This is a genomic window from Candidatus Hakubella thermalkaliphila (assembly GCF_013281975.1).
GTDB classification, from domain to species: Bacteria; Actinomycetota; Humimicrobiia; order Hakubellales; family Hakubellaceae; genus Hakubella; species Hakubella thermalkaliphila.
In genome coordinates this window covers 1-512 of the sequence record NZ_BLRZ01000498.1, presented here as the reverse complement: position 1 = coordinate 512, position 512 = coordinate 1, and the positions used below count along the sequence as shown (strand labels likewise).

Here is a 512-nt window from a genome sequence, read left to right as displayed (position 1 = left end):
TAAAAAACGGAAATCCGAAAACAATGCTTTTATAAGTTATATCATCCAGCATATCAGGTGATATAGAAAAAGGAGCTATCAGCCTTTTAAATATTCTTCCTCCGTATTTCCATGTTAAAAATAAAAACCCCGCAGCAGACATAGAACTAATTACGGTTAGAGGAAGAGAACCGCTCCAAAAGGTAGCCCTCAGTAAAAAGTTATCGGATAAGGGATCTGCGGTAGTGACGCCAAGAATGTGAAAGGCTATAAAATCAATAGTTTTTGCAGACAACAGAATCAATACTATTCCCGCTGTCAATGTAAAAAAGATATATGGCACTGATTTCCTGTTTTAGGTTACTACTGCCAGATACATTGTAGCTGTAGCAAACGCTCACGCAAAGGCAGCATATGAAATCAAGCTTAAAAAGACATGGAAAAAAAGCCAGTTGCTCTGAAGCGGGGGGCACAGCGGAGACAGTACTATGGACACACCTAACACATCTAGAAACGACAAACACATAGAAACA

1 protein-coding gene is annotated in these 512 nt (G+C 39.1%); it reads right to left on the bottom strand.

Annotation, left to right across the window (positions count from 1 at the left end):
* Positions 1-322: hypothetical protein (locus tag HW443_RS13175; protein ID WP_219857275.1), on the bottom strand; the 322-nt coding region annotated here is incomplete at its 3' end.
* Between the last annotated feature and the right edge of the window lie 190 nt (positions 323-512).